Genomic DNA, 23,335 nt, shown 5'->3' with positions numbered 1-23,335 from the left:
CCCTACCGCCCGCCGAACCCGTTGTGACCGCCCGCGGCGGCCACCTCGTCCACCGTGTCCAGACCCAGCTGCTCGTCCGTCACCGGCGGGAAGAGCGGACCCCCGCCGAACGCTCCGCGGTGCGACAGGGGGACCTCGCCGTCGTCGTTCCTTATCCCCTTCTCGCGACCGTACTCGGCGGTGATGACGGTCGAGCCGCTCATCCGGGCCAGGTCGGGGTCCTCGGCGAGGGCGGCGATGACCCGTCCGACGAAGGTGGGGTCCTCGGCGCGGTCCAGTGGGAAGCCGTTGAAGTCGTCCATCCCCAGCGACAGCAGCAGCTCGGTGCGGATGAGGCCCAACCACAGCGAGAGGGTGGAGACCCCGGTGCCGGCGAGCTCGTGCGCCATGTCGGAGGCCATCTTGTCGAGGGCGGTCTTGCTCATCCCGTAGAGCACGGTGTGGAACGGCGCGCGCGAACCGAACGACGAGATGTTCACCATCAGACCGGAGCCCTGCGGCACCATCACCTTGGCCGCCTCGCAGCTGGCGACGTAGTGCGCCCGTAGCCCGACGCCCATGAGGGCGTCCCAGTCGCCGGCGGGCCGCTCCCAGAACCTGCCGTTGAACCCCATGAAGCCCTTGGGGTTGGTCCACACGTTGTTGACCAGCAGGTCCAGGCGACCGGTCTCGTCTGCGATCCGGGCGACGACGGCGAGGACTTCCTCGTCCCGGGAGTGGTCGCATTCGAGCGGACGAATCTCGCCCGGGGCGCCGGAGGCCGCATCGACCGTGCCCCGCAGCCGCTCGGCGGACCGTCCGGTGACGTAGACCGTCCACCCGGCCTGCGCGAGTGCGGTGGCCACACCGCGTCCGACACCGCGGCTGCCACCGGTCACCAGGGCGACGCGGGCGCTCACGAGTCCGCTCCGGCGGTGGCGGCACCCGGGACGGTGTGGACCTCGGGGTAGGTCACGGTGGCGTCGTCGAGGGTGCGGGTGACCGACCAGCCCGGGGTGAACAGGCATTCGGCCATCACCCAGCGGTCGTCCTCGATGACATACGCATCCGAGTACTCGCCGGTGGAGAGCGTCTCGGTGCCCTTGTCCCGGTCCACCTGGCGGAATTGCAGGGTCCAGGTGCCGGTGGCGCGCTGCGGCGGGCTGCTCGGCCCGCCCCCCTGCACGCTGATCGACGGCATGAAGCCGTGGTGCATGTCGAGGATCCGCGGGCCGCCGTCGGAGGCGGTCGCCAGCGCGATCTGGCGGAAGATCCCGACCATCGTGTCCGGGTCGGTCCGCCCGAGGGGTCCGAAGTCCAGCACCCCGCCGGAGGCCACGAAGCAGGACCGGAAGCCCTCGGGGTCCTTGGCGTCGCACGCCCGCCAATACCGGTACTTGAGCTGTTCGATCGCCTCGCGGGCGCGGACTTCCTCCTCGTACTGCATAAGGCCACGTTAGCGTAGGGGGCATGAGCCGAACACTGGTCGAACTATCCGACCGCTGGGACCTGCAGGACCTCATGACCACGTACGCGACCTGCATCGATTCGCGGGACTTCGACGGGCTGGACACGGTGTTCACCCCGGACGCCCGGGTGAGCTACGCCGCGTCCGGCGGCCCGGATGACGACTACCCGGCGGTGCGCGCGTGGTTGGCCGAGATGTTGCCGATCTTCGCCGCCACGCAGCACCTCATGGGCAACCTCGAGGTCCGTCTCGACGGCGACTCGGCCACCGGGCGCTGCATGTGCTTCAACCCGATGGCGCTGAGGCCGGTGGAGGAGAAGGACCAGCAGGTGTTCTTCTACGGGCTCTGGTACGTGCTCGAGTTCGTCCGTACGGATGCCGGCTGGCGGATCGCCCGCCTGAGCCAACAGCAGGCGTTCCACCACAACCTGCCCTGAGGGTCGCGGCCCGCCCCGAGTGTCAGACGGCCCCGCAGGAGCTCGGCGCGGGCCGGTCGAGGACACGGTCCAGGAGGTAGCGGGCGTTGGTGGCCCGCTCGGACAGCATCGGGATGGCGTGGTCGACCACCAGGCCCGGCGCGATCGACGGCACCTCGGCCGTCCGCAGTTCGACGGTGGAACCGCGCTCGCACCAGTTGCGGACGAGGTCGACGGCCGTGTGGTGCGGGACGACGTCGTCGTTCCGCCCGATCATGACCAGCGCCGGCACCGCCGGCGCGACCCTGCCCAGGTTGTAGCCCTCGAGTACCCGGACGATCTCCGGCTCGGACCGGGCGGCGTCGCCGAGCGACCGGCCGTCCACGGTGAACTCGCCTGTGCGCTTGAGGCCGTAGGCGAACGCGGTCTCGGCGACGCACTGTCCGGCGGTCACCTCGAGCATGCGCTGCCCCTCGGCGTTGAGGTGCCGGTCGAACGCCGGACGCAGCTCGGGGTGGACCTGCAGGATGCCGTTGATCGCGTACCCGACCGCGCCGGTGAGCAGTCCGCCGTCCACGCGTTCGAGCGTGCCGAGCATGTCGGAGGGTGGCGCCCCGGCCGCGATGCCGACCAGGTTCACGTCGGGTGCGTAGTCCGGCTGCATCTCGCCGGCCGCGGCGGCCGCGCCACCGCCCTGCGAGTAACCGCTGACCACGGTCTTCGAGTCGGGCGCAAGGTCCGTGCCGGGCAGCCGCACCGCCGCGCGGGCGGCGTCGAGGGCCGACCGGCCCTGGGAGTCGCGGTTGACGTACGGGTGGTGGCCGGGCGTGCCGAGCCCCTCGTAGTCGGTGACGACGACGGCGAAGCCCTCCATCACCATCGTGAGTGCGTCCATGACCGCGTATCCGGCGGCCATCGAGGGGGGCGCGGTCCGGATCCCCAGGCCTACCTCCATGGAGCGCGACGGCGCACACTGGTCGCCCTGCCCCTGCGTGCCGGGCGTGACCACCGCGAGCGGGCGGGGCCCGGGCCCTGTCCAGGGCGCCTTGGGCTGCAGGAACGTGCCGGTGACGGCGATCGGTCCGCCCGCGGCGCCGGTCGAGCGGTACATGATCCGCTGGGCGTCGGCGGGCAGCGCCCCACCGTTCATCAGGTCGGGCAGGCTCGGCGTGATGGTCATTGGCTCGGTGCGGATGACCGTGCCCGGGTCGGCGGGGAGCTCAGCCGGCGGAGTGTAGAACGCGGCGCGGTCCGGGATGGTCGACGAGCCCTGGGCCGCGGCTTCCGGGGCGCCGGCGGGAGCCACTGCGGGGGCCAGTGCGACCGCGAGACCCAGCACGAGTGCTCCGGCGACGGTGGACGGTCCGGGTGATGTGCGCCGGCTGGACGGAGTGCTCACGAGTGCTCCCGGGGTCGAGGCTGCGCGGAGGTCGGCACCGCGCGAACTGGACAGAACCCTAACGCGTGTCGAGCCGTGGGTGTGGCGCACCTCACGGCCCCGGCGGCCCTCCACCTCATTTCTGATCACCGTGAACTTCTCGGTGGCCGGTGTCCGACCCCGCTGTTACGGTGAGGGCGTGCCCAAAGACGTGCTGATGTGCTGGCGATGCGGACCGACGTGGTCCCGCATCGCCCACGCCGTCGTGGCGTAGTACTGACGATGCGAGGGCCCGCCGGGATCGGTCGGGCCGGCTTCGCCATGCGAGACGGTGTACGACGGAACCCGGGTCGACGCTTCAGACCCCACGGCTCGGAACAGGACCGGGCCAGCTGACTTGAGGAGAGTCCCCAGGTGACCGCAAGTCCCCAGACCACCTTCCACGCGCTCGAGGACACCGATGTCCTCGTCAGTGCACGGTCGCTGGACGAGTACACGGACATGTTCGGCCTGGACGAGGCCGACCTCGGTCGGCGCATCGTCGACTGCCCCGGTGGGGCGGCCAGCGCGGTGGCCGAGATCTGTGCGGCCGGCGGCGACGCGGTCGCGGTGGATCCGCAGTACGCGCTCGGTGCCGACGACCTGCGCGGGCGGATCCTCGCGGACGTCGAGCGGTCCCTGGCGCAGAAGCACGCGCGGGAGATCGATTACGACTGGGACGTCCGCGGCGGGGTCGTGGGCCACGAGGTCATCCGCCGCACGGCCGCCGACCGGATGCTGGGCCACCTGGCCGCGGCCCCCGAGCGGTACGTGGCCGGGGAGTTGCCCTCGCTGCCCCTCGCCGACGACTCGGCGGACCTGGTCCTGTGCTCGCATCTGCTGTTCACCTACGCGGACCGCATGGACCTGGCCGACCATGTCGACGCGATCGTGGAGATGGCCCGCGTGGCGCCGGAGGTGCGGATCTACCCGCTGGTCGACCACGCGGGGAATCCGCTGCCGGAGCTGGTGCGCAGCGTCATCGCCAGGCTCAAGAAGGAACGACTGATCAGCCGGATCGAACCGGTGATCCGGCCGTTCCAGTTGGCAGCCACCACGCGGTTGGTCGTCGAGCGCAACGGCCGCCAGCGCCCCTAGGGTTCAGGACCGGTCGGCGGGCGCGAGCCGGAGGATCTCCTGACCGGTGAACGGCGAGACCTCGGCGGTGGCGACGAGCGGTCGTGGTCCGCCCACCTCGATGGTCTGGCCGGGCTGGAAGACGGTCCCGGTGGCCAGCGAGTAGGCCACGAGGTCGCACATCTGGGCGTAGACCGCGGCGGGCGGGGCGTCCACGTCGAGCCGCTCGAGGTCCATCCGGCCGAATCGGCCCATCCCGCTCGTGTAGACGCACGAGGTGGTCTCGGTCTGCATCCCGGCCCGCACCCCGACGAGGGCCGGGGCTGGCAGCGGATTGCCCGTCACGAGGTCGCGGTACGGGCCGGCCGGCAGGGTCGCCGCGGCGCCGCCCACGCTCACGGCCACCGCGCCGGGTAGCGCGGTCAGGGCTGCCGTGACGTTCGCGACCGCCAGTTCGCAACGGAGCGTGTCGAGCCGGGGGTCCAGGTACTCGGGTTCGCCCGGCTCGCCGTCGTCGCCGATCGGTCCCCACCGGAACCCCGCCACCACGACCTGGGACCGGTGCGACTCCACCACGGACTCGCCGCCGTTCCACGCGGCCAGGTCGCGGGTGTACTGGACAGCCTCCGGCACGGGGGCGTCGACCGAGGACACGATGACCGTCGCGTCCTCGATGTAGACGGCGGTGGCGGGGTCGTCGTCGCTGCCCCGCTCGACCTCGTACGATCCCTCGAAGATCTCGGTGAGGAGTTCACCGACCTCGTCGTGGCCGGGGGCGGGCCGGTCGACCAGGACGATCGCCACCGGGGTCTGCTTCCACGACAGGTCCTCGCCGGTCTGCGGGTCGACGGCGGGCTGGTCGGGCTGCGGCGTGTCGGTCATGCTCCGAGGCTAACGCCTGATCGCGCCGGGACCGCCGGGACCGCCGGGACCGCCGCGACCGGCCACCGCGCCGGCACCGCCGCCGGGTCAGTTGAGCAGGAAGTCGATCACCAGGCGCTCGAACTTGTCCTTCTGTTCGATCATCGCCCAGTGGCCACAGCGGGAGAAGGCGTGCAGCTCGGCGCGCGGGAGCTGGCGGAACGCGAAGTGGGCCTGCTCGTAGGGGAGCATGCGGTCGTCCCGGCCCCAGATGAGCATGGTCTCCTGCCGGATCTGGGAGGCGCGGGCGTACAGCGGGGTGTAGGCGTTCTCCGGCTTGAGGATGGAGCCGAACACCGAGTACATGCGCTCGACGGCGCCCGGCGCGGTGGCGGCCTCGGTGCGCGCGCGGATGAGCTCGTCGTCCACGACCTTCTTGTTGCCGACCATCGTGTCGACCCACGCCGCCATGTTCTTGTCGGTCGGCTCGGCGAGGAACTCGAACAGTCGGCGCGATCCCTCGCTCGGCTCGGGCGTGAACAAGGGGGCGGCCAGGCCGCCGGGGCCCATGAGCGCCATCTTGCGGACGCGGTGCGGGTAGGCGAGGGCGGTCTCGCAGGCGACGTTGCCGCCCATGGAGTTGCCGATGATGTCGACCTTCTCGATGCCCTTGGCCTCGCAGAACGCGTCGATCGCCTCGGCGGCGATGAGCGGGTAGGCCTTCTCCCACTCCAGGTCGGAGCTCTTCCCGAAGCCGGGCATGTCCAGCAGGATGGTGTGGAATCGCTCGGCGAAGACCGGGAAATTGCCGGCGAAGTTGGACCACGCGGTCACGCCGGGGCCGGATCCGTGCAGGAAGAGGACGGGAACCGCGCTCTCGGGTTCGGCGACGCTCTGCTCACCCGCCTCGTGGTAGTGCAGCTCGAAACGGCCGGCGGTGATGGTCTTGCTGGTGGACTCGAAGTCGAGGGCGCTCATGACGCCGACAGTACTAGAACACGTTCTAGGAATCCCGCCGTCGTCCGAAATTAAGTCAGCCGCGCGGGGAGTCCCTGGACCATCCCCGCGCGGCGATGACGGAACTCTAACCCGAACCGGCACTTGGTGACAAGTCGGTAACAATTATGACGGTCGTCACATTAGACCGACCTTCTCCGATGCGCCTGGCCAGCAGTTATGAAACGCCGCATATGGACGATCGGTGAAAACGGGGGTAGATCGGCGGTGCAGGCCACCCCGGCGCCGGGCCCGGCGGGGTCGACCCGATACATGGACGAACCCGCCCCGCCCGTTCCCGCGGTCACCTCATGACCCGGTCGAGGAACGCGGTGGCGTCGGGGGTGGCGGCGTACACGGTCCCGCTGTGATCCCGGTCCGGGTACACGCGCAGCTCGAGCGGCTGCCGGTTGAGCGTCATCTCCGCCGCGAGGGAGAGAGCCGAGGGTGCGGGCACGTCGAGGTCCAGCAGGCCCTGGCCGAGGAACACCGGACGGTCGTAGCCCGCAGCCGGCGTGCCCATGTAGCGCCGGAGGTGGCCGAAGACGTCGGGGACCTCCTGCAGGGGCCGGGCCAGCGCCTGCGAGACCTGGAAATCGCCCACCTTCTCGCGCATCGCCGAGTAGCACAGCGTCTCGGCGGCGTCGACCATCTCACGCCCCTGCGGCGTGAGGAACCCGTTGACGTCGAGTTCCGGGTGCTGGTCGCGGAATCCGGCGAGGATGTACATCGCGTACAGGTTGAGCCCGGTCGGGAGGTTCACCGGCGGGAATCCGGGCCCGCCCCATTGGAACAGGTGCTCGATGTTGGCCGGGGCCCCGGTCGCCACGACGCCGCGATAGTCGAGGCCTGCGGGCGCGCCGAGTTCGGTGGCGCGGGTCGCGGTGACGAGCGCCGCCCCGGCGCCCTGCGACTGCCCGACGAGTCCCCATCTGGCGGAGAGCGGCAGTCCGTCTGCGCGGGCGGCGGTGATGGAGTCGACGATCCCACGTGCGGCCGCCTGCCCGTTGAGGTAGCTGAGCAGCCCGGGGGTGCCGAGGCCCACGTAATCGGCGGCCACCACGGCGTACCCACGGTCCAGCCAGTGGCCGAGGTACTCGGCGTCGCGCTCCGAGCGCGGCTGGGTCGAGGGAGCGCAGTCGTCGCCGAGCCCGGTGGTGCCGTGTGCCCACGCCACGACGGGCCAACCGCCGGGGGGCGGCGTCCCGTGCGGGAGGAACACGGCGGACGTGGCGATCGCCTCGCGGCCGTGCTGGTCGATCGTCCCGTAAGCCTGCCGCACCGCCCGGCCGGCCTGAGGGAGGGAGAGGGCGGGGTCGAGCGGGACCGTCGCCGCGGGCGCGCCGGGGACGGGGATCGGAGCGGTCCACTGGCGGGTCTCGAGCCCGGACCAGTTGGGCGCGGGGTTGGGGGACGGTGCCGGGGCGGCACCGGCGGTGGGGGCCGCGAGAGAGGCGACGACGACGAGGGCCGCAGTCGCCGCGGAGAGCATCCACGGGGAGCGCCGGGGTGTGGTGGAGTTCATATCTGGAGGGTAGTCCGCTACCGGGGACGCTCCGGTGAGGTTCGCGGTGGCGGCCATCCCCGGGGCCCGGCGGCTCGACGTACGCTGCGCTCGTGACCCGGAGAACCATCGACATTCCCGACCTCACCGGCCAGACGTGGCTCGTCACCGGCGCGACCAGCGGGGTCGGGCTGGAGACGGTCCGGGCCGCATCCGCGTCGGGAGCGCGGGTGATCCTCGCCGTTCGCGACACCGCCCGAGGGCGGGAGGTCGCATCGCAGTTGCCCGGTGAGTCCCGGGTGGTGGAGGTCGACCTGGGTTCGTTGGCGAGCGTGCGGCGGGCGGCCGGTGAACTGACCGGCTCCGGTGGGGGCGATGCTGGACGTCGGGTCGGTGGCGGGATCGGTGGCGGGGCCGAGCAGATCGACGTGCTGGTCAACAACGCCGGTGCCATCACCCCACGCCGGCGCGAGACCGCCGAGGGATTCGAGATGCTCCTCGGCGTGAATGTGCTGGGCCCGTTCCTGCTGACGAACCTCCTGCTGCCGCTGGTGCGGCGGCGGGTGGTGATCGTCGCCTCCAACGCCCACAAGAGCGGCACTCTGCACTTCGAGGACCCGCATTTCCGCCGGCGCCGGTGGACGCCCGCCGCGGCCTACGCCCAGTCGAAGCTCGGCGACATGCTGTGGGGCCTCGCGCTGGACCAGCGGCTACGCGACGGGCGCGCCGAGGCGGCGGCGGTCGGGGTCGATGTACAGCTCACCCACCCCGGCTGGGCGGCGACGGGGATCTCCAACGCCACCGGCAACGTGGCGCTCGATCGGGTCGTCACCGGCGTCTGTTCGCTGTTCGCGCAGCCCGCCGCGCAGGCCGCGCTGACGACGTTGTTCGCCGCGACCCGCCCGCTGCCACCGTGCGGTTACACCGGGCCGGACGCGCTGCGCCACCTCCGGGGCCTTCCGACGCTCATCGGTCGCAGCGCCGAGGCGTCGGACCCGGCGATCGCGGAGCGGTTCTGGGAACTCGCGGAGGCGGCGACGGCCGGGGTCTGATCCCGCGTTCCCGGCGGTGGCCGCTCGGTCAACGGCGGACCAGGTAGCGCAGGTGGAGTACGCGGCGTCCCCGGATCACCACGTCCGGGTCCTCCAGCAGGTGCCGGGCGTCGACCGGCCCGAAGTAGCGCTTCCCGGATCCCAGCACGACGGGCACGACGTCCATACGTACCTCGTCGACCAGTCCCGCGGCGAGGACCTGGCCACCGACGTCGCCCGCCGCGACCTCGATCACCCGGTCACCGGCGAGCTGCCGGGCCGTGGCCACCGCGTGGTCGACGTCGGTGACGAAGTGGAACGGCGCCTCGAGGTCCCAGCCCTCGGGCGGGGGTCGGTGGCTCACGACGACGACGTCGTCGACCCCGCTCGGCGGGCGCCCGTCCCAACCGTCCGTCAGGTCGAAGACGTGGCGGCCGACGATCGTCACCCCGATCTGATCCCAGTACGGCCGGATGTAGTCGTACGACGTCTGCGTCACCGCCACGACGCCACTGTCGTCCAGTGGCACGTCGCCACCCGTCAACCAGTCGAACAGCGGTCCGGGTTGGTCGTCGGCGTCGGCTATGAAGCCGTCCACGGACACCGAGCCGTACATCACCACGGTGCCCACGGGTCTGTCCTGTCGGTCTCGGAACCCGCACCGCTGCCGAACCGGGGTGTGGGGTCGATGCTGGTCGGGGGCGTCAGACCCGGTGAGGTGTCGTGATCGTCAGAGGTGGTGGTCATGTCTGATCAGGGCCCTTCCTGGTGTAGACCGCCGCGATGGTGCCCGTGCTCGTGGCGGCGACGCTCGTCAAGCGAAACGCCCGCGGGGCCGACAGGCCGCCGAACAGGTGTTTACCGGTGCCCAGGAGGAGGGGGTGGATGAAGAGGCGGAGTTCGTCGACGAGGTCGGCCGTCAGGAGTTGGCGGACCACGTCGCCGCTTCCGAGGATCACGACGTCCCCCTCGCCCTCGGCGGTGAGCTGACCGACCGCCGAGGTCAGGTCCCCTTTCAGCGGCACCGCCCCCTGCCAGTCCAGTGACGGCTGACCTCGTGTGGCGACATGCTTGGGTGAGGAGTTCAGGCTGGCCGCCATGGGGTTCTCGTCCGGCTGGGACGGCCAGAAGGCGGCCATCTTGTCGTAGGTCCGGCGACCGAACAGGTACGCCGAGGTTCTGCTCAGTCCGCCAGGGTCCAGGACCTCGTGCATGGCCTCGGCATAGGGGAGGCCCCAGCCCCCGTGCTCGAAGCCGCCGTCGCGGTCCTCGTCGGGGGAACCGAGGCCCTGCATCACGCCGTCGAGGGTCAGGAACTCGACGGCCACCAGATTTCTCATGGGGTCACCTCACATTCGGACCCCGCCGGACGGGGGGTCCGATTCCGTGCGCGGGCGGTCCATCGGTGACGAGTGCGGCGGGCGCGGCGCCCGGGGAGAACGTCGCGACGTCGGGAAACAGGTGGTGAGGACGGTGGTATCGCGTCTGAAACGCTACGCCGACCCATCAGCGTGGGCAAGAGATCTGCCGTGCGGGAACAGAGCCGTCCGAAACGTGAGTGCAACCAAAGGGTTGCACTACGTCGGGGATCGTGCCAACGTGGAGGCACAGGTGCACCCCGCGACGCAGCATCCACCGAGCGGAACGCACCGCGAGGGAGGGAAGTCCGATGAACGAGGACCGAGCAGCCGGAACCGGACCCGACACGACCACCGACGACGTGCCGGACGAGATCGTCCGCACCATCCACATCGATGCCGGGGCGCAGACCGTGTGGGGCATCGTGTCGGAACCGGGATGGTTCATCAACAACGGTGAGTGGGCCGAGCACGAGATCACCACCGAGGGCGATGTCTCCCACGTGGTGGACCCGGTGCACGGCGAGTTCAGCATCCGCACCGTGGAGTTGGACCCGCCCCGCCGCGCGGTGTTCCGCTGGTTGGGCGGGCAGATCGGAGACGTCGACGAGTTCCCGTCCAACACGATCGAGTTCACCGTCGAACCCCGGGGCGACGGCGTCGTGCTCACGGTGCGCGAGACCGGATTCGCCGGTCTGAGCCGTGACGCGGTGGTGCGGCGGCAGCGATTCGAGGAGAACTCCGCCGGGTGGGAGGCCGAACTCGACATCGCCCGGCGCCGTGCGGAGGATCGCCCGTGAACGGCGCGACCGCGACCGACGGCCCGTCCGGGCTGCTCGACGCCCGGGCCGACGGGGTCTTCACCGCTCTCGCCGACCGGACCCGCCGCCGCATCCTCGTCCGACTGGCCGATCAGCCGGACGATGCCGGAGCGGTGGCCGCCGACCTGGGGATCAGCAGGCAGGCGGTCGCCAAACACCTCCGGATGCTGGTGGACTCGGGGCTCGTCGCCGCACGCCCGCAGCAGCGACGGCAGGTCCACGCGGTCCGGCCCGATCGGATCCGCGAGATCTCCGATCTGCTCGGCGCGGTGTCCCGGGGATGGGACCGCAGGCTCGCCCTGATCAAGGACAGCGCCGAGAGCGCCGAGAGCGCCGAGAGCGCGGGAAGCGCCCGGCGCGTGGAGTGACGGACGGTCACGTGAGGTGGTCGAACTCGCCGTCGACCCAGGCGGCGTAGCGCTCCGCCGAGCGCTGGACGGCACCGCGGGCGTCCTGTGGTACGCAGCCCCCGAAGTTGCTGTAGATGCGGTCGAAGTCGTAGCGCGAGACGTGCTCGGCGATCCGGCGGACGACGGCCCCGGACAGCGGCATCCAGTTGGGGAACGAGCGCATGAACGTCACCCACCCCGGATCCGCGACCGAACCGATCGTGTCACCGGTGAACAGCACGCCGCGGCCGTCGGCGGCGGTCCAGTGCACCACCACACTGCCCGGGAAATGCCCGCCGGGCTGGGACGCCCGCACGCCCGGCACGATCTCGATCTCACCGCCGTCGGCCGGCTCGGCGGCGTGGCCCCCGCCCCACACGACCGTGTTGCGTGGCCGCAGCCCCAGCCACTGCTCGTCCGGGGCCGAGACGTAGACCGGGCAGTCGTCGAACGCCGCCGACCACAGTGACTGCACCCCGTACATGTGCGGATGTGAGGCGATGATCGCAGCGAGGCCACCCCATCCGCGCACCGCCGCGACCGCCTCCTCGCTGATGACATTGGGCACCTCGACCAGCACGTTGCCGTGTGCGGTGCGGATGAGCGCCGGCTTCTGACCGATGCCGGGGCTGTTCTTCTGGACGAGTGAGATGACGTCGGTCTCGCGCTCGGTGAACTCGATCGATGCGCCCCCGGCCCGCGACTGCTCGGGGTTCGTCCACCGCTGTCCTCCGGAGGGCACGTACTGGCGCTCGTCCGCGCAGATCGGGCACACCTCCGGCAGCGGCCGCGCGCGCTCGAGGCCGCAGGTCGCGCACTGGGTCACCGAACCCGCGAGCGCCCCGTGACCGGGGCTCACGGCATGTCCCCCTCGATGTCGACCGAGTGCCAGTCGGCACCCACCTGCAGCTCGAGTGACCCGTCGACGGGAATCTTCTCGGACTGGCTGGAGACGGCGGACTCGAGTGCCTCCTGGGCGTTGTCGAAGTCGCCGAGATCGATCGTCTGGTCAGGGGTGCGGAGGCGGTAGTGCGGCATGCCCCGATTGTCCCCGCCGCGCGCGACCGTCGCATCCGTCTCGGCCCCCGACCCACCCGCCCCGGCGTAGTGGGCGGCGCAGGCGCGCGGTGGTCGATGCCCGCCGGGTCTTCCCTGGTGGCCGCGCGCGGCGCACACTGGGTAGAGGCCACCGCGTCATCGAGAGGGCACATCATGTCGTCGTCGTCATCCTCCCCGTCCCACGACCGACCCACCGCCGTGCCGGACGACCCGCCGCCCGGGTACCCCGACCTCGGGCCTGAGCCGGTGGGGCAGATGCGACTGCTGCGCGTACCGGCCGTGCCGACCGCCGTCGTCCGCGCGACCGGCGTGCCCATGTCCACGATCGCCGGATACTTCGACGCGGCGTTCGGCAAGGCATTCCCGGCCTTGTTCGCGGCCGGCGTGGCCCCGGCCGGGCCGGCGTTCGCGGTCTACACCCGCACGACCGAGGAGCCGGAGTTCACCGCCGACATCGAGATCGGGTTCCCCCTCGCCCGACCGCTGGCCGAGCTCCACGACGGTGACCCGGCGGAGGTCGACGGGATGCGGGTCGTCGCCTCCGAGCTCCCCTCCGGCGACGTGGCGGTCGTCAGCCACCTCGGCTCCTACGACGGGCTCGGGCAGGCGTGGGGCGAGTTCATGGCATCGATCGGTGCGATGGGCCGAGCGCCCGGGACCCCGTTCTGGGAGAGCTACGTGACCGAGCCGAGCCCGGACATGGACCCCGCCACCCTGCGGACGGACCTGTTCTGCCCGGCGCGCACCCCGGACGACGCGGCCTGACCCGGGCGCCCGCCGCCCGCCGCCCTCCGCCCTTCGCCCGCCCCTCATCGAGAAGAGCGTTTCGCACACCCCCTTCTCGGCCGATGCGTGCCGAACAGCCTTTTCGACAAGCCGGACGGGCCGGACGGGCGACGGGCCGGGCGGGGGCAGCGCCGAGCGCCGCGCGCCTACATGTCCTCCAGCGATCGGCCGGTCGTCTCCGGGATGAACCTGGCCACGAACAGCAGCGACAGCAGCGCGGAGACCGCGTAGAAGCCGTAGGTGAACGTCAGACTGAACTCGGCCATCGGCGGGAACGCGGTCGAGACCACGAAGTTCGCCAGCCACTGGGCGGCCGCGGCCAGGCCCAGCGCCGCGGAGCGGATGCGGTTGTTGAACATCTCGCCGAGCAGCACCCACACCGCCGGGCCCCAGGACATGCCGAAGAACACGACGAACCCGTTGGCCGCGATGAGCGCGATCAGCCCCTGGGTGTCGGCGAGCTGGGGGGCGAGTTCGCCGTCCGGGCCCGGCCCCATGGTGGCGGTACTGAACATCAGGGCCATCACTGCCAGGGAGATCGTCATGCCGACGGAGCCGGTGATGAGCAGCTTGCGGCGCCCGATCCGGTCGATCAGTGCGATCGCCACGATCGTCACCGCGATGTTCGTGACGGAGGTGATGACCGTCTGGGTGAGGGCGTCGGACTCGGTGAAGCCGACCGACTGCCACAGCGAGGTGGAGTAGTAGAAGATCACGTTGATGCCCACGGCCTGTTGGAAGACCGACAGGACGATCCCGATCCACACGATGGGAAGCAGGTTGACCCCGCCCGGCTTCACGAGGTCGCGCCACGTGCGCTTGCGGTCGTCGCGGACCGTCTCGCGGATCTCCTTGATCCGGTTGTCGATCCCGCCCTCCTGGATGGAGCGGAGGACCTCGCGGGCCCGGTCGACCATCCCCTTGCCGACCAGGTAGCGGGGCGATTCGGGAATGGTCAGCGCCAGCACCCCGTACGTCACGGCGGGGATCACCTCCGCCCAGAACATCCACCGCCACGCCTCGGCGCCGAACCACAGTTCCTCGATCGCGCCGCCCGCGACCCCCGCCAGCCAGGCGTCGGAGAGCAGCGCGACGAAGATGCCGGAGACGATCGCGAGCTGCTGCAGCGATCCCAGCCGACCGCGGATGGCAGGCGGGGCGACCTCTGCGATGTAGGCCGGCGCGATGACGGACGCCGCGCCCACGCCGAGACCGCCCACGATCCGCCACACGATGAGATCCCAGGGCCCGACCGCGAGCCCGGACCCGAGCGCGCTGGCCGTGAACAGCACCGAGGCGAGGATCATCACGCGCGTGCGGCCCCACCGGTCCGCCAGGCGTCCGGCGAGGTAGGCGCCGGCGATGCAGCCGAGCAGGGCCGAGGAGACGGCGAACCCGGTCAGGCCGGCGTTCATCTCGAACGTCTCCTGCACGGCGTCGACCGCCCCGTTGATCACCGCGGTGTCGAACCCGAACAGGAAACCGCCCAACGCGGCGACCAGGGAGATGATCACCACCCGGCCGGTGTGGAACGACTCCTCCTCGGCAGGCGTGGGTGAGGTCTGTTGCGTGGACATGGCGTACCCCCGATTCCGGGCCGGTCGCACCTGCTCCAGGTGGTGTCAGGAGCGTAGGCACGTGACGAGAGTGGCGCAAGTCACAACTCGCACGATTGTTCCGCCCGGTCCGCCCCCGCGGAACGAGAACACGTTCTAGGCTCGGGGTCACCTCGTCGTCGTCACCGAAAGGGCCACCGCCTTGAGCGCCTCACCCGAACAGATCCGTTCCACCGCAGACTCCTACATCGCGGCGCTGACCGCCGGCGACCTCGAGGCCGTCATGGACCTCTACGCGGAGGGCGCCACCGTCGAGGACCCGGTCGGCAACGGGACCGTCCACGAGGGCAAGGCTGCGATCCGCGAGTTCTACGCCAGCGTCGTGGCGATGAAGATCGAGGGCGAGGTGCTCGAGGCGCGCGTGTGCGGAAACGACCTGCTGTTCAACTTCGAGATCACCACCCACTTCGACGCCGACTCCAAGGCCACCATCAACGTGTGGGACCTCATGACGCACGACGAGCAGGGAAAGGTCGCCTCGATGCGCGCCTACTGGACCCCGGAGAACATGAGCTGACCTCGCGCCCTGAACTCCGCCCCGGTCGGCCGGGGCGCGCGCACTACGCGCCGCCCTGGCTCCCTGCCCCCTGGGGCACGTTCTCCGACGGTTGGACGACCACCAGTCCCTGACCGCCGAACGCCAGCTGGAACGTCTCCCCGCTGCCGCCGCGGATCAGGGACTTCAGGCCGCCCGTGTCGACCCGGACGTCCATCGTCACCCCGGCGGTCCACAGGACCACGGCCTGGGGATCGGCGAACGTCGGCGCGGAGGACACGTCGAGGGCGACCGGCTGGCCCTTGGTCGTCACCGCGACGAACCCGGTCCCGCGAAGGGAGACGTTGAACAGGCCACCGGTCATGACGGCCCCCTTGGCGGCGATGCGGTGGATGTCCGACGCGATCCCCTCGGAGAACGCCAGCACGCTCGCCCCGTTGACCGAGATCATGTCGTCCTCGAGGTGGAGCACCTGGACCTCGGAGGCCTGATCGGCCAGGAAGAGCTCGCCCCGGCCGGTACAGCGCATGAGGGGCACGCCCTCACCGGTCGCCGCCGCCTTGAACATCTTGCCGATCCCGCCGCTGCCGACGTTCTCGAGCCCGACCTGCCCCTGGTAGGCGACCATCGACCCCGTCCGCGCGAGGATCGGCTGCTCGGCGAGGGTCACCTTGAGCATCTTGGAGTTCTGGAGCGCGAACCGGCGATTCGTCTCCGTCTCGCGCGCGGTCTGGAAGAGGTCGCCGTGGATCATGGCGCACACGGTACGCCCGCTCCACTAGCCTTGAGGCCATGATCACCGCAATCGTCTTCGTCCACGCCGAGACGGCGCGGATCCCCGAGGTCGCCTCCGCGATCGCCGACATCGACGGGGTCTCCGAGGTGTACTCGGTCACCGGCACCATCGACCTCATCGTGCTGGTGCGTGCCCGGCGGAACGAGGAGATCGCCGACATCGTCTCCGATCGCCTGAACAAGGTCCCCGGGGTGCTGGACACCGAGACCCACATCGCGTTCCGCACACAGTCCAAGCACGACCTCGAGGCGGCGTTCTCGATCGGCTACGAGGACTGAATCCGGTACGAGGACTGACCCGGCTACGGGGCGGGAGTCAGGTCGGCTGGCCGGTCATCTGCTGTATCCGGGCCAGTCGGCGCGCGCGGCGTCGGGCGCGCTGCAGGTCCGTGAGCAGCTCCCGGCCGGTCCACCTCCGGCGATCCGCGCCGGCGGCCTCGGCCTCGTGCACCAGCTCGACGATCCGCGCGCAGGCCGGCGCCTCCATCCCGAGCTGACCGGCCATCTTGACGACCTTGCCCTGGAGGTACTCGATCTCGGTGGGCCGGCCGCGTACGAGGTCGTCCGTCATGGAGGAGGTGCCGTCCGCGTCGACCCGCACCGCGGCCCGGGCGAGTCGGCGGAACAGCGGGTTGGGCAGCCGCATCACCACCGGGAGGGCGCCGGCGGGGACGGCCAGCGGCACCCGCGGCACCACCCCGGCCGCCGTGAACACCCGGTTGGCCTCGGCCTGGCACAGGGCGACGCTGCGCCGCAGGTCCCGGTCGAGCAGCTCGGCCCGCAGCGGGAGTCCGGACAGCGCCTGGACCGCGTTGTTGAGGTTGATGAGGACCTTGCCGTGGAGGACGGCCTGGATGTCGTCGGTGGGCCGCACGGGTAGCTCGGCCGCCGTCATGGTGTGGATCAGCGGGACGGCCCGGGGGTGATCGGCGAGCCGGATCACCCCGGTGGAGGTGCGCCGGTAGGTGGCGGGGCCGGTGCGCGCCAGGTTGAAGGGCACGACGCCGGGGATCACCGTGGTCGAGTCGAGCAGTTCACGGATGAGGTCCGCCGAGTGGAGGCCGTTCTGTAGGCCCACGACCAGTGTGTCCGGTCTGAGGAAGGGGGCGAACTCCGCGGTGGCGGCGGCGGTCTGCCCGGCCTTGGTGCACACCAGGACCACGTCCGAGCGGCGGACGCTCTCGGGCGTGGTGGCCAGGGTGAGGGCCTCGGCGGGGACGTGGAGCCGGTCGTCCTCGCCGGCGCCGGACTCGACGGTCAGGCCCACCGCGCGGATCGGGTCGAGAACGTGGGGACGCCCGACCAGGGTCACGTCGGCATGGCGGGCGAGCCGGCCGCCCACATAGCAGCCGACCACGCCCGCGCCGATCACGGTGACCCGCAGTGGGGTGTCCGGGCTGGTCATGGTGGAGCAGACGTTACGACACGCGCGGCGGCGGGGGAGGCGTTCGCCGCACCTGTCCGCCGGACGGGGGAATCAGTGCGGGCGCGGCCGCAGGACGACCTCGGTGGGATGTGAATCCGGAGTGGACTCCAGCGCGTTCCGGACCGCGGTGGCCACCGATTCGGCCCGGAGGAATGCGGTCGGGTCGTAGGTGCGACCCTCGGCGGCGACGATCGCGCGCTGCATATCGGTGTCGACGCGGCCCGGGTGGATCGAGGTGACTCGCAGGTCGGGTTCCTCACCCCGGAGCGTGTCGGTGACGGCCCGGAGCGCGAATTTGGACGCGCTGTAGGCGCCCCAGCCGGGCTTGGCGGTGATCCCCGCGCCGGAGTTGACGACGACGAGGTGGCCCCGTGCCGCGCGTAGCGCCGGGAGCAGCACCCGGGTCAACTCGACCACCGCGAGCACGTTGACCTCGAACGCGCGGCGCCAGTGCCCGGCGTCCGATTCGTCGATCCGGCCGAGGTCCGCGACCCCGGCGCTGTGGACGAGGCCGTCGAGCGAGTCGATGTCGTGGGCCGCGCGGGCGACCCCGTCGGCGGTGGTCAGGTCGGCCTCCACCACCCGCGCTGAGCGGCAGTCAGCAGCGACGGCCTGCAGGGAGTCGACGTCCCGACCCACGAGGATCAGGTCGTGGGCGGCGGACAGTTCGCGCGCGGTCGCCGCTCCGATCCCGCGGGAGGCGCCGGTGATCAGGACAGTGCTCATGCCCCGAGGGTAGAGGGGCGCGGCTGACCGGGCCGGGGTCGGGCGGAGGACGGCCGGACGGGCCGAGGTCAGGCGGGGTGCGGCGCGTCTGGCCGGGTGTCGGGCTGGGTGTCGGGCTGGGTGTCGGGCTGGGGTTCCGGGTCGCCGTCGAAGGCGTCGAGCAGGGCGGTGAGAGCGGGCACCGCCGAGGAGAGCAGGTCGCGGTGTTCGGGGGTCAGGTGCGCCATGCGCTCGGTGAAGTCCCGGTCCCGGTCCGCCAGCACCTCCTCGATGCGGGCCCGCCCCAGGTCGGTGAGGCGGACGCACACCCCGCGGCGGTCGGAGGCGTCGGGTTCACGCTCGACGTACCCCATGGCCTCGATCACGCTCACCGAGTTGCTGGTGGTGGGGACCCGCACGTTCTCCAGCCGGGCGAGGTCCGACATCCGGAGCCGCCCGTGACAGGCCAGGGTGTGCAGGATCGAGGTCTGCGCGCGACTCAGGGCGTACTGGGTGCTCTGCCTGCGGACCAGCAGGTCCAGGCGCAACAGGATCGGCCGGAACTGTTCGGCGAGACCCGAAGCGGGCCCACCGTCCCGTATGGCCGGTTCGCTCGTCGTCGTCTCCATGACCCCTGCCCCCTCGACACCGGCTTCCCCCGGAAGCCTCGCGGAACCGAATCTAGGCCCAAATTCGCCAGTCGTGGGGCGTCACCTCGCCGCGGTGGGGGACACTGACGGCATGGGTTTGTATCACCAGATCACCGGGACCGGTCCCACCATCGTCCTGCTCCACGGCGTGTGCCACCGGGCGCACGCCTGGGATCCGGTCGTGCCGCTGCTCACGGATCGGTTCCGGGTGGTGGTCGTGGACCTGCCCGGCCACGGGCAGTCCGCGGACCTGCCCGACGCCGGGGATGTCCTCGACTACGTCGTTACCGAACTCGTCACTCTCCTGGAGGAGGTCGTCCCGGCCGGGGAGCGCCCGCACATCGCGGGCAACTCCCTCGGCGGCTTCCTGGCGCTCGAGCTGGGTGCGCGGGGGTTGGCGAGCAGCGTCACCGCGCTCTCTCCCGCCGGGTTCTTCCGATCGCAGGCCGAGTGGCGCTACACGGTCACCGTCTTCCGGAGTCTGCGACGGGCGGCCGCGAAGCTCGGTCGCCACACCCCCGCGCTGACCGAGCGGGCCGCCGGACGTGCGGTGATGATGGCGGTGTTCTGTGCCCGGCCGTGGCGCTACCCGGCGGAGGCGGCGGCGATCGACAGCGAGGCGATCGTGTCCAACACCGTGCTCGACCGCGCCGACCGGCGCGCGTTCCTCTTCTCCGCGCCCGTCGACGAGGACCTGCCGATCACCATCCGGTGGGGCCGGTTCGACCTGGTCCTGCCGGTGCGCCAGGTCGCGCTCGCCACGCGGTTGTTCCCACAGGCGAAGATCGAGATCAGCGCGGACGGCCACGTGCCGATGTCGGACGACCCGGAGGGGGTCGCCGCCTCGATCATCGCCTGCGCGGAGCGCGGCCTGGCGTACACGCCGGCCGGGGGCCGGGTCTGACGACCCGGCCCCCGGGCCGTCAGGACCCGAGCCGGCCCGTCGTCAGGGAGCCGGAGCCGAGTGACCCCGAGCCGAGTGACCCCGAACCGAGAGAGCCGGCGCCCCCGGAGAATCCGTTGCGCCACGCGACCACGGTCGACGGCCGCGGCTGCGAGGTGCCGCCGTCGGGCCAGTGCGAGGCCGGGTTCTCGATCGACGCGCCGTCCTTCTCACCCGGGTGCTGGACGTTGACGATCGCGCGATCGTTGAACACCAGCGGACCGCAGGTTTCCGCCCCGATCGGGACGGTGAGGAACAGCTTGGTTTCGCCGCGGTTCGGCCCCTCGGTGGCCACCGAGTAGAGGCCGTCGTTGAAGCCGAGCGCGTTGCCGTCGGTGGACACCCACAGCCCGCCGGCGGGGTCGAACGCGACGTTGTCCGGACAGGAGATGGGGCTGACCTTGGACTTGTCGAAGCCGCCGAAGTACGAGTCCGCCTCGGCCGGGTCGCCGCACACCAGGAGCAGGTTCCACCCGAAGGTGGTGCCGGCGTGGTCGTCGGTGATCTCCACGACCTGCCCGTGCTTGTTGTTGTGCCGCGGGTTGGCCTCGTCCACGTCCGCGGTCGTGCGGCGGGTGTTGTTGGTCAGCGCCATGTAGACCTTGCCGGTGGTCGGGCTGGGCTCGACGTCCTCGGGGCGGTCCATCTTGGTGGCTCCCACCCGGTCCCCGGCCATGCGGGTGTACACGGCGACCTGCTCCGCCGTCATGCCCGGCACGTGCGAGACGGCGCTCCCGCCGGCGGCGACGGTCATGAGCGGGATCCAGGTGCCGGTGCCGTCGAACGCGCCGTCGGCGGGCAGCGCCCCGGAGCCGTCGATCTCCGCGGCGGGGGAGTTGCCGGCGAACGTCGCCACGTAGAGGGTGCCCTCGTCGAGGATCCTCATGTTCTCGGCCCGCGCGGCCGACGAGGTGCCGGGCGTGATCCGGCGGCTGGAGACGAACTTGTAGAGGTAGTCGAAGCGCTCGTCGTCGCCGGAATAGGCGACGACCGTGCCGTCCCCGGTTACGTGGATGCTGGCGCCCTCGTGCTTGAACCGGCCCATCGCGGAGTGCTTGACCGGGGTCGAGTCCGGATCCCAGGGATCCACCTCGACGACGTAGCCGAAGCGGTTGACCTCGTTGGGCTCGGCGGCCAGGTCGAACCGGGGGTCGAAATCCTCCCACCGTCGTCCCGAGCGGGAGACGGAGATGCCGTAGCGGCGCAGGGCCTCGAGTCGCTCCGGGTCGGCGACCGTCCCGGCGGTGCCGAAGTACTGGTTGAAATTCTCCTCGCCGGACAGCACGGTGCCCCACGGGGTGTGCCCGCCGGCGCAGTTGTTCAGCGTGCCCAGCACGCGCGTGCCGGTCGGGTCCGCAGTGGTCCGGGTCAGGGCACCGACGGCGGGGCCGCGCAACTCGAACGGGGTGGTGGCGGTGATCCGGCGGTTGTACGAGCCCATGACGGGGTCGAGCCCGCCGTCGCCGGCGCGGCTGGCCAGCTCGACGACGGTCAACCCGTGGGCGGCCCAGGCGATCTCGACCTGCTCGCGGGTCGGCGACGAGGAATCGTACCCGCGGAACATCGACGGCTCGGTCGAGTACTCGTGGTTGACGATGAGCAGGAAACGCTCGTCCCGGTCGTCCATCGGCAGCAGTACGGCCAGGTCGCAGTTGAAGCCGTACTGCATGGCCTGCGCCGCGGCGGTCTGGTTCTCGAAGTCGAACTCCGGCGCCCCCGGCAGCACGGGGTCGCCCCAGCGGATCACCACGTCACTGGTGTACCCGTCCGGGACCGTGACGGCGTCGGCGGTGTTGGGTGCGACCGGGGTGAACGACGTATCGATGGTGGCCCCGCCGGTCGACCCGGTGGGGCCGAGCGGGCCGGCGGCGATCGAGCCCTGCGCCGCGGCGGTCGCGGGCAGTACCTGGCTGGCCCCCACGGCCAACGCCACGACCCCCGCGGCCTTGAGCGCCCCGCGGCGGCTGATCTGGGTGGCGATCTCGCCGAAGTAGGGGTTGGCGGTGGTGTTGGGCACCGGTGCGGCGCACTGGTCGCCGCACTTGTAGACGCAGGTCACGTGCTGGCGGTTGGAGATCCCCGGCGACGGGGTGCTGGCGATCGGGAGCAGGCGGCGGACGGACATCGGGGTCTCCTGGAGGTGTCGACAGTCGTAGTGGACGCATGCACGCTAGGGGCGCCGGACCACCGGCCGGCCGCGTCCCGACCACGCGCGGATGAACTCTGGGCACAGCCACGGTGAACTCCGCCCGGGCCCGCTACAGTCGTCGTGTTGCCCTCTATCTCGGATCGTCCGGCACGTTCCTGCCGGTGAAGGGAAGTCTTCTCATGGCCTCGGTGACCTTCGAGAACGTGTCCATCGTCTATCCGGGGGCCGCGCGTCGCAGCGTGGACCGCCTGGACCTGGAGATCGCGGACGGGGAGTTCCTCGTCCTGGTCGGCCCCTCGGGCTGCGGCAAGTCCACGACGCTGCGCGCCCTCGCCGGCCTGGAGGACGTGGCGGCCGGCCGGATCCTCATCGGCGACAAGGACGTCACGGGGACCGAGCCCAAGGATCGCGACATCGCGATGGTGTTCCAGAACTACGCGCTGTACCCGCACTACACGGTCCGCGAGAACATGGGTTTCGCCCTGAAGCTGGCCAAGGCCTCCAAGACGGAGATCGCCGAGCGGGTCGACCGCGCGGCGGAGATGCTCGACCTGGTGCCGTACCTCGACCGCAAACCCAAGGAGCTCTCCGGTGGCCAGCGCCAGCGCGTGGCCATGGGACGGGCGATCGTGCGCAACCCGCAGGTCTTCCTCATGGACGAGCCACTGTCCAACCTCGACGCCAAGCTGCGTGTGGCCACCCGCGCACAGATCGCCAAGCTACAGCGCGACCTGCACACCACGATGATCTACGTGACCCACGACCAGGTCGAGGCCATGACCATGGGTGACCGCGTCGCGGTGCTCAAGGACGGGGTGCTCCAGCAGGTGGACACCCCGCGCGAGCTGTACAACAACCCGATCAACGCCTTCGTGGCCGGCTTCATCGGGTCCCCGTCCATGAACCTCTTCGAGGCCCCGGTCGGCGACGGCACGGTGGATCTCGAGGGGTTCCGCGAGCCGCTGCCCGAGGGATCGGGTTCACGGGTCACCGTCGGCGTGCGGCCCGAGCACCTGCGGTTGGCCGCGGACGGGCGCGGGTTGGAGGTCACGGTCGACCTGGTGGAGGAGCTCGGGGCGGACAGTTACCTGCACTGCTCGACCGGTGACGGGCATCCGGTGGTGTACCGCGCGGAGTCGGGCGACCACCCGCGCAAGGGCGAGACGATGTACCTCGAGGCGCTCGACGGCGAGGTCCGATTCTTCGACGTCGAGACCGGTCTCAGACTCCGCTGACGGTCGCGGGGCGGTGCATGCTACATCCGCAACAATTGTTGTTGCTAGAGTGACAAGTGTGACCTCGCTCGCGTGACGCCCCATGTCATCGGAGCGACGGCGCGTCGGCCACATGTTCGCACGTGGTCCCGCGCCACCGCCGCCTCGTGGGTTACGCT

The 23,335-nt window shown here is 71.1% G+C and carries 26 protein-coding genes; 10 read left to right on the top strand and 16 right to left on the bottom strand.

Features of this window, described 5'->3' with window-relative positions; genetic code table 11:
* Positions 1-2: 2 nt before the first annotated feature.
* Positions 3-899, bottom strand: a complete 897-nt coding sequence (locus L8M95_RS10580; RefSeq protein WP_260486106.1) for an SDR family NAD(P)-dependent oxidoreductase — start codon at positions 897-899, stop codon at positions 3-5.
* Positions 896-1,426 carry a nuclear transport factor 2 family protein gene (locus L8M95_RS10575; protein ID WP_260486105.1) on the bottom strand — a complete coding sequence of 177 codons (531 nt, stop codon included), beginning with the start codon at positions 1,424-1,426 and terminating at the stop codon, positions 896-898. Before L8M95_RS10575 ends, L8M95_RS10580 begins: the two co-directional genes overlap by 4 nt.
* 23 nt (positions 1,427-1,449) lie before the next feature.
* Here L8M95_RS10575 and L8M95_RS10570 point away from each other — a divergent pair, with 23 nt between their 5' ends.
* Positions 1,450-1,884: a nuclear transport factor 2 family protein gene (locus L8M95_RS10570; protein WP_260486104.1), complete on the top strand. Its 435-nt coding sequence runs from the start codon at positions 1,450-1,452 to the stop codon at positions 1,882-1,884.
* Positions 1,885-1,906: 22 nt separating this feature from the next.
* On the opposite strand, the gene L8M95_RS10565 is transcribed toward L8M95_RS10570, so the two are convergent.
* A complete protein-coding gene (locus tag L8M95_RS10565) occupies positions 1,907-3,262 on the bottom strand; it encodes a lipase family protein (protein ID WP_260486102.1) in 1,356 nt (451 codons plus the stop codon).
* 393 nt (positions 3,263-3,655) lie between these two features.
* On the opposite strand from L8M95_RS10565, the gene L8M95_RS10560 reads away from it, so the two are divergent.
* Positions 3,656-4,378 (top strand): methyltransferase domain-containing protein, encoded by a 723-nt coding sequence (locus L8M95_RS10560; RefSeq protein ID WP_260486101.1) that lies wholly within the window; start codon positions 3,656-3,658, stop codon positions 4,376-4,378.
* Positions 4,379-4,381: 3 nt separating this feature from the next.
* Here L8M95_RS10560 and L8M95_RS10555 read toward each other — a convergent pair whose 3' ends face one another.
* The 3 genes from L8M95_RS10555 to L8M95_RS10545 form a co-directional block, all read right to left on the bottom strand.
* Positions 4,382-5,239, bottom strand: a complete 858-nt coding sequence (locus L8M95_RS10555; RefSeq protein WP_260486100.1) for a DUF4261 domain-containing protein — start codon at positions 5,237-5,239, stop codon at positions 4,382-4,384.
* Positions 5,240-5,326: 87 nt separating this feature from the next.
* Positions 5,327-6,196 (bottom strand): alpha/beta fold hydrolase, encoded by an 870-nt coding sequence (locus tag L8M95_RS10550; protein WP_260486099.1) that lies wholly within the window; start codon positions 6,194-6,196, stop codon positions 5,327-5,329.
* Between the two features lie 322 nt (positions 6,197-6,518).
* Entirely contained in the window at positions 6,519-7,739 is a 1,221-nt protein-coding gene (locus L8M95_RS10545; protein ID WP_260486098.1) for a lipase family protein, read from the bottom strand.
* 92 nt (positions 7,740-7,831) lie between these two features.
* Here L8M95_RS10545 and L8M95_RS10540 point away from each other — a divergent pair, with 92 nt between their 5' ends.
* The gene (locus L8M95_RS10540) at positions 7,832-8,770 is read left to right on the top strand and encodes an SDR family NAD(P)-dependent oxidoreductase (protein WP_260486097.1); all 939 of its coding nucleotides are present in this window, start codon (positions 7,832-7,834) and stop codon (positions 8,768-8,770) included.
* A gap of 28 nt (positions 8,771-8,798) precedes the next feature.
* Here the strand turns inward: L8M95_RS10540 and L8M95_RS10535 are convergent, their stop codons facing one another.
* The gene (locus L8M95_RS10535) at positions 8,799-9,380 is read right to left on the bottom strand and encodes a dihydrofolate reductase family protein (protein ID WP_260486096.1); all 582 of its coding nucleotides are present in this window, start codon (positions 9,378-9,380) and stop codon (positions 8,799-8,801) included.
* A 112-nt stretch (positions 9,381-9,492) separates the two neighbouring features.
* Positions 9,493-10,089 (bottom strand): dihydrofolate reductase family protein, encoded by a 597-nt coding sequence (locus tag L8M95_RS10530; RefSeq protein ID WP_260486095.1) that lies wholly within the window; start codon positions 10,087-10,089, stop codon positions 9,493-9,495.
* 329 nt (positions 10,090-10,418) lie between these two features.
* On the opposite strand from L8M95_RS10530, the gene L8M95_RS10525 reads away from it, so the two are divergent.
* Both L8M95_RS10525 and L8M95_RS10520 read left to right on the top strand, forming a co-directional pair.
* Positions 10,419-10,907 carry an SRPBCC domain-containing protein gene (locus L8M95_RS10525; RefSeq protein WP_260486094.1) on the top strand — a complete coding sequence of 163 codons (489 nt, stop codon included), beginning with the start codon at positions 10,419-10,421 and terminating at the stop codon, positions 10,905-10,907.
* Positions 10,904-11,296 (top strand): helix-turn-helix transcriptional regulator, encoded by a 393-nt coding sequence (locus L8M95_RS10520; RefSeq protein WP_260486093.1) that lies wholly within the window; start codon positions 10,904-10,906, stop codon positions 11,294-11,296. The genes L8M95_RS10525 and L8M95_RS10520 overlap by 4 nt, the downstream gene beginning before the upstream one ends.
* A 7-nt stretch (positions 11,297-11,303) precedes the next feature.
* Here L8M95_RS10520 and L8M95_RS10515 read toward each other — a convergent pair whose 3' ends face one another.
* On the bottom strand, positions 11,304-12,176 hold the full coding sequence (locus L8M95_RS10515) for a hydrolase (RefSeq protein ID WP_260486092.1): 873 nt from the start codon (positions 12,174-12,176) through the stop codon (positions 11,304-11,306).
* Complete coding sequence (locus tag L8M95_RS10510) at positions 12,173-12,355, bottom strand: hypothetical protein (RefSeq protein WP_260486091.1); 183 nt, start codon at positions 12,353-12,355, stop codon at positions 12,173-12,175. The genes L8M95_RS10515 and L8M95_RS10510 overlap by 4 nt, the downstream gene beginning before the upstream one ends.
* A 174-nt stretch (positions 12,356-12,529) precedes the next feature.
* Here L8M95_RS10510 and L8M95_RS10505 point away from each other — a divergent pair, with 174 nt between their 5' ends.
* Positions 12,530-13,141: a GyrI-like domain-containing protein gene (locus tag L8M95_RS10505; RefSeq protein WP_260486090.1), complete on the top strand. Its 612-nt coding sequence runs from the start codon at positions 12,530-12,532 to the stop codon at positions 13,139-13,141.
* Between the two features lie 167 nt (positions 13,142-13,308).
* Here the strand turns inward: L8M95_RS10505 and L8M95_RS10500 are convergent, their stop codons facing one another.
* Positions 13,309-14,739, bottom strand: a complete 1,431-nt coding sequence (locus L8M95_RS10500; protein WP_260486089.1) for a sugar porter family MFS transporter — start codon at positions 14,737-14,739, stop codon at positions 13,309-13,311.
* A 181-nt stretch (positions 14,740-14,920) separates the two neighbouring features.
* Here L8M95_RS10500 and L8M95_RS10495 point away from each other — a divergent pair, with 181 nt between their 5' ends.
* A complete protein-coding gene (locus L8M95_RS10495; RefSeq protein WP_260486088.1) occupies positions 14,921-15,295 on the top strand; it encodes an SgcJ/EcaC family oxidoreductase in 375 nt (124 codons plus the stop codon).
* Positions 15,296-15,338: 43 nt separating this feature from the next.
* Here the strand turns inward: L8M95_RS10495 and L8M95_RS10490 are convergent, their stop codons facing one another.
* Positions 15,339-16,028, bottom strand: coding sequence for an AIM24 family protein (locus L8M95_RS10490; RefSeq protein WP_260486087.1), 690 nt, complete (start codon positions 16,026-16,028; stop codon positions 15,339-15,341).
* A 38-nt stretch (positions 16,029-16,066) separates the two neighbouring features.
* Between L8M95_RS10490 and L8M95_RS10485 the strand changes: the two genes are divergently transcribed.
* Positions 16,067-16,348, top strand: coding sequence for an Lrp/AsnC family transcriptional regulator (locus L8M95_RS10485; protein ID WP_260486086.1), 282 nt, complete (start codon positions 16,067-16,069; stop codon positions 16,346-16,348).
* A gap of 37 nt (positions 16,349-16,385) precedes the next feature.
* Here L8M95_RS10485 and L8M95_RS10480 read toward each other — a convergent pair whose 3' ends face one another.
* The 3 genes from L8M95_RS10480 to L8M95_RS10470 all read right to left on the bottom strand — a co-directional run bounded on the left by L8M95_RS10480 (position 16,386) and on the right by L8M95_RS10470 (position 18,829).
* The gene (locus L8M95_RS10480) at positions 16,386-17,474 is read right to left on the bottom strand and encodes a 2-dehydropantoate 2-reductase (protein WP_260486085.1); all 1,089 of its coding nucleotides are present in this window, start codon (positions 17,472-17,474) and stop codon (positions 16,386-16,388) included.
* Positions 17,475-17,546: 72 nt separating this feature from the next.
* Positions 17,547-18,221 carry an SDR family oxidoreductase gene (locus L8M95_RS10475; protein ID WP_260486084.1) on the bottom strand — a complete coding sequence of 225 codons (675 nt, stop codon included), beginning with the start codon at positions 18,219-18,221 and terminating at the stop codon, positions 17,547-17,549.
* Positions 18,222-18,289: 68 nt separating this feature from the next.
* Positions 18,290-18,829, bottom strand: a complete 540-nt coding sequence (locus L8M95_RS10470; RefSeq protein ID WP_260486082.1) for a MarR family winged helix-turn-helix transcriptional regulator — start codon at positions 18,827-18,829, stop codon at positions 18,290-18,292.
* A 112-nt stretch (positions 18,830-18,941) separates the two neighbouring features.
* On the opposite strand from L8M95_RS10470, the gene L8M95_RS10465 reads away from it, so the two are divergent.
* Positions 18,942-19,754, top strand: a complete 813-nt coding sequence (locus L8M95_RS10465; RefSeq protein ID WP_260486081.1) for an alpha/beta fold hydrolase — start codon at positions 18,942-18,944, stop codon at positions 19,752-19,754.
* A gap of 19 nt (positions 19,755-19,773) precedes the next feature.
* Here the strand turns inward: L8M95_RS10465 and L8M95_RS10460 are convergent, their stop codons facing one another.
* Positions 19,774-21,918, bottom strand: coding sequence for a PhoX family phosphatase (locus tag L8M95_RS10460; protein ID WP_260486080.1), 2,145 nt, complete (start codon positions 21,916-21,918; stop codon positions 19,774-19,776).
* A gap of 203 nt (positions 21,919-22,121) precedes the next feature.
* On the opposite strand from L8M95_RS10460, the gene L8M95_RS10455 reads away from it, so the two are divergent.
* Positions 22,122-23,177, top strand: coding sequence for an ABC transporter ATP-binding protein (locus L8M95_RS10455; RefSeq protein ID WP_260489227.1), 1,056 nt, complete (start codon positions 22,122-22,124; stop codon positions 23,175-23,177).
* Positions 23,178-23,335 lie beyond the last annotated feature (158 nt).

Source organism: Dietzia sp. B32 (assembly GCF_024732245.1).
Classification (GTDB): domain Bacteria; phylum Actinomycetota; class Actinomycetes; order Mycobacteriales; family Mycobacteriaceae; genus Dietzia.
The sequence above is the reverse complement of the archived record's forward strand: the minus strand, read 5'-3'. Positions and strand labels throughout refer to the sequence as shown.

Coding starts and splice junctions, on each gene's coding strand:
- L8M95_RS10545 (WP_260486098.1), bottom strand. CDS start 7,739: ATGAACTCCACCACACCCCGGCGCTCCCCGTGGATGCTCTCCGCGGCG.
- L8M95_RS10530 (WP_260486095.1), bottom strand. CDS start 10,089: ATGAGAAATCTGGTGGCCGTCGAGTTCCTGACCCTCGACGGCGTGATG.
- L8M95_RS10465 (WP_260486081.1), top strand. CDS start 18,942: ATGGGTTTGTATCACCAGATCACCGGGACCGGTCCCACCATCGTCCTG.
- L8M95_RS10500 (WP_260486089.1), bottom strand. CDS start 14,739: ATGTCCACGCAACAGACCTCACCCACGCCTGCCGAGGAGGAGTCGTTC.
- L8M95_RS10490 (WP_260486087.1), bottom strand. CDS start 16,028: ATGATCCACGGCGACCTCTTCCAGACCGCGCGCGAGACGGAGACGAAT.
- L8M95_RS10525 (WP_260486094.1), top strand. CDS start 10,419: ATGAACGAGGACCGAGCAGCCGGAACCGGACCCGACACGACCACCGAC.
- L8M95_RS10505 (WP_260486090.1), top strand. CDS start 12,530: ATGTCGTCGTCGTCATCCTCCCCGTCCCACGACCGACCCACCGCCGTG.
- L8M95_RS10485 (WP_260486086.1), top strand. CDS start 16,067: ATGATCACCGCAATCGTCTTCGTCCACGCCGAGACGGCGCGGATCCCC.
- L8M95_RS10455 (WP_260489227.1), top strand. CDS start 22,122: ATGGCCTCGGTGACCTTCGAGAACGTGTCCATCGTCTATCCGGGGGCC.
- L8M95_RS10475 (WP_260486084.1), bottom strand. CDS start 18,221: ATGAGCACTGTCCTGATCACCGGCGCCTCCCGCGGGATCGGAGCGGCG.
- L8M95_RS10575 (WP_260486105.1), bottom strand. CDS start 1,426: ATGCAGTACGAGGAGGAAGTCCGCGCCCGCGAGGCGATCGAACAGCTC.
- L8M95_RS10555 (WP_260486100.1), bottom strand. CDS start 5,239: ATGACCGACACGCCGCAGCCCGACCAGCCCGCCGTCGACCCGCAGACC.
- L8M95_RS10480 (WP_260486085.1), bottom strand. CDS start 17,474: ATGACCAGCCCGGACACCCCACTGCGGGTCACCGTGATCGGCGCGGGC.
- L8M95_RS10470 (WP_260486082.1), bottom strand. CDS start 18,829: ATGGAGACGACGACGAGCGAACCGGCCATACGGGACGGTGGGCCCGCT.
- L8M95_RS10570 (WP_260486104.1), top strand. CDS start 1,450: ATGAGCCGAACACTGGTCGAACTATCCGACCGCTGGGACCTGCAGGAC.
- L8M95_RS10510 (WP_260486091.1), bottom strand. CDS start 12,355: ATGCCGCACTACCGCCTCCGCACCCCTGACCAGACGATCGATCTCGGC.
- L8M95_RS10460 (WP_260486080.1), bottom strand. CDS start 21,918: ATGTCCGTCCGCCGCCTGCTCCCGATCGCCAGCACCCCGTCGCCGGGG.
- L8M95_RS10550 (WP_260486099.1), bottom strand. CDS start 6,196: ATGAGCGCCCTCGACTTCGAGTCCACCAGCAAGACCATCACCGCCGGC.